Source organism: Brachybacterium sp. HMSC06H03, assembly GCF_001807385.1.
GTDB classification, from domain to species: Bacteria; Actinomycetota; Actinomycetes; order Actinomycetales; family Dermabacteraceae; genus Brachybacterium; species Brachybacterium conglomeratum.
In genome coordinates this window covers 1-4527 of record NZ_KV788683.1, presented here as the reverse complement: position 1 = coordinate 4527, position 4527 = coordinate 1, and the positions used below count along the sequence as shown (strand labels likewise).

General features: G+C 71.4%; 4 protein-coding genes. 2 read left to right on the top strand and 2 right to left on the bottom strand.

Features of this window, described 5'->3' with window-relative positions:
- Positions 1-65: 65 nt before the first annotated feature.
- Positions 66-929 carry an ABC transporter ATP-binding protein gene (locus HMPREF3159_RS03045; RefSeq protein ID WP_070499615.1) on the bottom strand — a complete coding sequence of 288 codons (864 nt, stop codon included), beginning with the start codon at positions 927-929 and terminating at the stop codon, positions 66-68.
- Positions 922-1848 carry an ABC transporter permease gene (locus HMPREF3159_RS03040; protein WP_246821450.1) on the bottom strand — a complete coding sequence of 309 codons (927 nt, stop codon included), beginning with the start codon at positions 1846-1848 and terminating at the stop codon, positions 922-924. Before HMPREF3159_RS03040 ends, HMPREF3159_RS03045 begins: the two co-directional genes overlap by 8 nt.
- A gap of 70 nt (positions 1849-1918) precedes the next feature.
- Here HMPREF3159_RS03040 and HMPREF3159_RS03035 point away from each other — a divergent pair, with 70 nt between their 5' ends.
- Positions 1919-2713, top strand: coding sequence for a glycosyltransferase family 2 protein (locus HMPREF3159_RS03035; RefSeq protein WP_246821448.1), 795 nt, complete (start codon positions 1919-1921; stop codon positions 2711-2713).
- A gap of 29 nt (positions 2714-2742) precedes the next feature.
- Positions 2743-4527 (top strand): glycosyltransferase (locus HMPREF3159_RS03030; protein WP_141748041.1); only part of this gene is annotated, 1785 nt, incomplete at its 3' end.

The window sequence follows — 4527 nt, the reverse complement described above, 5'->3', positions numbered from 1 at the left end:
CGGGCGAGAGATCGCCCGGCCCGCCGTTCGCAGGTGATGCCCCGTGGGGGCTGTGCCCGTCGGCCCTACTTCAGCTTCGCGCCGGAGGAGGCGTCGGTGCGGCCCTCCACGTAGGCGTGGTACAGGTCCGCGACCTCATCGACGTCGCCGTCGGCCACCAGCACGCCCTTGTCGATCCAGAGCGCGCGCGTGCACATCGCCCGCACGGAGGCGAGCGAGTGCGACACGAAGAACACGGTGCCGGCCTGTCCGCGGATCTCCTCGATCCGGGCGGTGCTCTTCTTGCGGAACGAGGCATCGCCGGTGGCGAGGGCCTCGTCGATCATCAGGATCTCGGGGGTGCGGATCGTCGAGATCGCGAACCGCAGGCGCGAGGCCATGCCCGAGGAGTAGGACGTCATCGGCAGGTACAGGAAGTCGCCGAGCTCGGCGAAGTCCGCCACGCCCGGGATGTTCGCCTTGACCTCCTTGGTGCTCAGCCCGAGCGCGAGACCGCCGATCATGATGTTGCGCTCGCCCGTGAGTCGGGGGAGCATCGCGGCGTTCACGCCCAGCAGCTCCGGCTCGGCGGAGGTGAACACCCGGCCCGAGGACGGCGGCAGCAGCCCCGCCACGGCCCGCAGCAGGGTCGACTTGCCCGAGCCGTTGGTGCCCAGGATGCCGATCGACTCGCCGTGATGAGCCACGAAGGACACGCCGCGCACGGCGGGCACCTCGGTGATCGGGCCGGTGTCGGGGCGGCCGAGGCTGACCATCTTGTCCCACAGCGAGGCGCGCTGCTTGGTGGTCCCGCTGCGGCGGGCGCCGAACACGCGGTACGTGATGTGCAGGTCGTCGACCACCACCGACGGCGCGCCCAGCGGCTTGTCGCGGTCCACGCGGTCCGGGAGGTTCTCGGGGTCGATCTCGAAATCGATGTCCTCAGTCACGACCGTAGGTCTCCTCTGCGCGCCAGAAGTACAGGAATCCGATGGCGAAGACGCCCACCGCCCAGGCGGTGGCCTCGAGCCAGAGGCCCGGTGTCATCGGGATGAGCGGCTCGTTCCCGAACGCCGCACGGAACAGCTCCAGGTAGATCGCGACCGGCTGGTGCAGCAGGAGCGGCTTCAGCCAGAGCTCGTCGGGGACCATCGCCGAGATCAGGAACATTGCGCCGGAGGCGTAGCGGCCCAGCGTCAGGATGAAGGGCATGGCGTTGGCGATGTCAGGGGCGCGCGCGCCCAGGCGCGCGAAGAACATGGCGACGCCGGCGGAGAACACCGCGAGCAGCACGGCCGCGAGGGGGAGCAGCAACCATGACCAGGTCGGCACGACCACGCCCATGCCCGGCAGCACGCCGGTCACCAGCACGACCGCCATCATCGCGACCAGGATCGGGGCGAACAGCACGGTCTCGGTCATCACCGTCGCGAGCGGCACCACCGCGCGCGGGAACTTGTGCGACCTGATCAGCTGCAGGTTCGTGGGCACCGAGTTCAGGCCCGACATCACAGAGGTCTGGAACAGGGAGTAGGTGAACGTGCCGATGGTGATGAACGCCGCGCGGTTCTCGATGCCGGGCGCGCTCGAGTGGAACAGGAAGCCGAAGATGATCACGTACACGGCCGCGTCGAGCACGGGGCGCAGGATCGCCCAGGCCTGACCCAGGTACGAGCCCTGGTTGCGGGAATACGCCCGGGATGCGGAGAGGTTCCAGATGAACGAGCGCCGCTGCCAGACCTGCTTGATGTAGCGGCCCAGCGGCGGCCGGACCCCCATCTCGTCCAGTCCCGCCCGCGCGGCGAGCGCTTCTGACTCCGCGGATGTCAGGCGCGGAGCGAGCGGTACCTCCGCCTTCTGATCTGCCAAGTTCGTTCTCCTCTAGCCGGACGGGCGCGGCGGGCTGGGCCGTCCTCGGGCGTCGGTATGATCGTGCGTCGTGACTACCGCAAAGGATCCGCTTCCGCTGGTGACGGTCGTGATGCCGGTGTTCAACGGTGCGCGGACCCTGCGTCAATCGGTGACAAGCGTACTCGATCAGACCTTCCGCTCCCTCGAGCTGGTGGTGGTCGACGACGCCTCCACGGACGACACCGTGCGCATCGCCGAGGAGCTCGCGGAGGGAGATGCGCGGGTGCGGATCGTCCGCCGGGAGCGCAGCGGCGGCCCGGCCGCGGCCAGGAACTCCGGCATCGCCAGCGGCACCGGGCGTTTCCTCGCCTTCTGCGATGCGGACGACCTGTGGCTCCCCGAGAAGCTGCAGCGGCAGCTCGATCTCGCCCGGACGAGCGGTGCGTCACTTCTGTACTGCGGCTACCACCGCGTGTCGGCCGACTTCGCGGGCACCGGCGCGGACTTCGTGCCCGAGGGCCGCGTCGTGCACGTCCCCACGGAACTCACCCGCGAGGGTCTGCTGCGCCGCAACGTGATCGGCAACCTCACCGCCGTGGTCGACCTCGAGCGCACGGGACCGGTGACGATGCCGGACGTCCCCGGCGCCGAGGACTACGCGCTGTGGCTGAGCATCCTGCGCGAGGGGGGCACCGCCGCCGGGATCGACGAGCCGCTGGCGCTCTACCGCGCCGCGCAGGAGGACTCCCACTCCTCCGACCGCACCCGTGCGGTCCGCGCCGTGTGGCAGGTGCTGCGGGGCCAGGAGCGGCTGTCCGTCCCGAGCGCAGCGGTGCACTTGGTCACCGGGGCGCTCGCGGCGCTCCGCAAGAACCGGATCTGAACGGAGCACGTGGATAGACTGCGCGGACCATGATCCTGATCTGCGTCAACGAGCTGTCCGGCCCCACCGGCTACCACAAGTCCGTGGTCGAGACCGCGAACGCCCTGCATCGTGGGGGATACCCGCTGGCGGTCCTGAGCTTCCTGGGAGCGGGGGACGGCGCCGAGCTCGCCATGCCGCGCTGGCCGCTGGATCCAGGGGTCCCCGCCTACGTGCTCCAGACGCTGCCCGCCGAGGGCGGCCGCCTGCTCGCCGAGAACGTCCACCCCGTCCTCACCGGGCGCGTCTACTCGACGCCGTACGCCTTCACCGCCGACCAGCTCGCCGCCCTGCGCCAGCTCAACGAGGAGCTCACCGCCGAGGACACCGTGATCTTCACGACCCCGGTCCAGGCCCTCGCCTTCCACCGCGCCCTCGCCGGTCAGGAGCGGCGCCCCCGCACCCTGCTGCAGGTGCACGGCGACTACCGCCACCACGACGAGCTCTGGGCGCTGGTGGACGAGGCCCGGGAGGCGATCGACCGGGTCCAGACCGTCGCCGAGGGGCTGAACGAGCAGTTCGCCTCGCGCTTCGACGCCGCGGACGTGGTGTGCATCCCCAACATCCACCATCCCGCGCAGGTGGTGCGCAAGCCCCGGACCGGCGTCGAGATCGTGCTGCCGGCCTCGTTCCAGCACCGCAAGAACCAGCTCGAGGCGATCAGGGCCCTGTCGCGGCTCGAGGACGACTCAGTGCACCTGACCCTGTGGGGCAACATCAGCCCGCTGAACCCCTACTTCATCGCGGTGAACGAGCTGATCGATTCGCTCGGGCTGCGGGACCGGGTCTCGATCCCAGGCTTCGGCACCGAGCAGGACGTCTACTCCAGCGCCGACATCGTGCTGATGACCTCGCTGTCCGAGGGGTTCGGGTACCCGCTCCTCGAGGCCGCCTACCACCGCCTGCCCACCGTCACCTACGACTACGAGTTCGGGCCGCGGGACGCGGTCGAGGACGGCGCCAGCGGGTTCATCGTCCCCGTCGGCGACGTGGATGCCCTCGTCGCCCGGCTGGACGAGCTGGTCGCGGACGCGCAGCTGCGCGAGCGCTTCGGCCGCCGCGCCCGCGAGATCTTCGACGAGCGCTTCTCCGCCGAGGCGGTCGTGGCGAAGTACGGCGCCGTGGTCGGCCCGCCCCCGGGCCGCGCCCTGGACCTCTCCGCCGTGTTCGCGACCGACGGGGAGGAGCCCGTGCCCGCGAGCGCGATCAGCCACCGCGTCACGCGCTCCGGCCTGCGCCGAGTGCACCGGCTCACGGTGCGCTCCGCGGAGGTCCTGCACGACGTCCAGGTGGACGACGGCGATCGCATCCTCCGCCCCGCGGTGCGCCGCGAGGGCGAGGCCACCGTGATCGAGTTCCCCGTCGGCGGTCGCGGCGTCGTCTCCTTCAGCGCGATTCCCGGCGGCACCGACCGCCATTACCTCGCCGGCCCCGCGCACGGCAGGACCCTCCCCGTCCTGCCCCGGCTGCGCCGCGACGCCGACTACGGCGACGGCACGCCGCCGGTCGCCGACACGCTCCTCGCCTCGCGCGGCGGGGCCAAGCACGTCTCCTGGCGCACCACCCCGTCGGACCTGGCCGAGTTCGGGGCCCAGGGCGTCGACGCCGTGACGTGGAAGCTGCGCCAGCTCATGCCCTCCCTGCCCACGCTCCGCGGCGCGAAGCCCTCGGGCGACGAGACGCCGCCTGCCGACGGGGCGCCCGAGCGCACCGCGCAGGAGGCCGAGGCGGTGTCGACGTCCGCTTCCGAGCCGTCGGCCGCGGCGCAGCTCGGG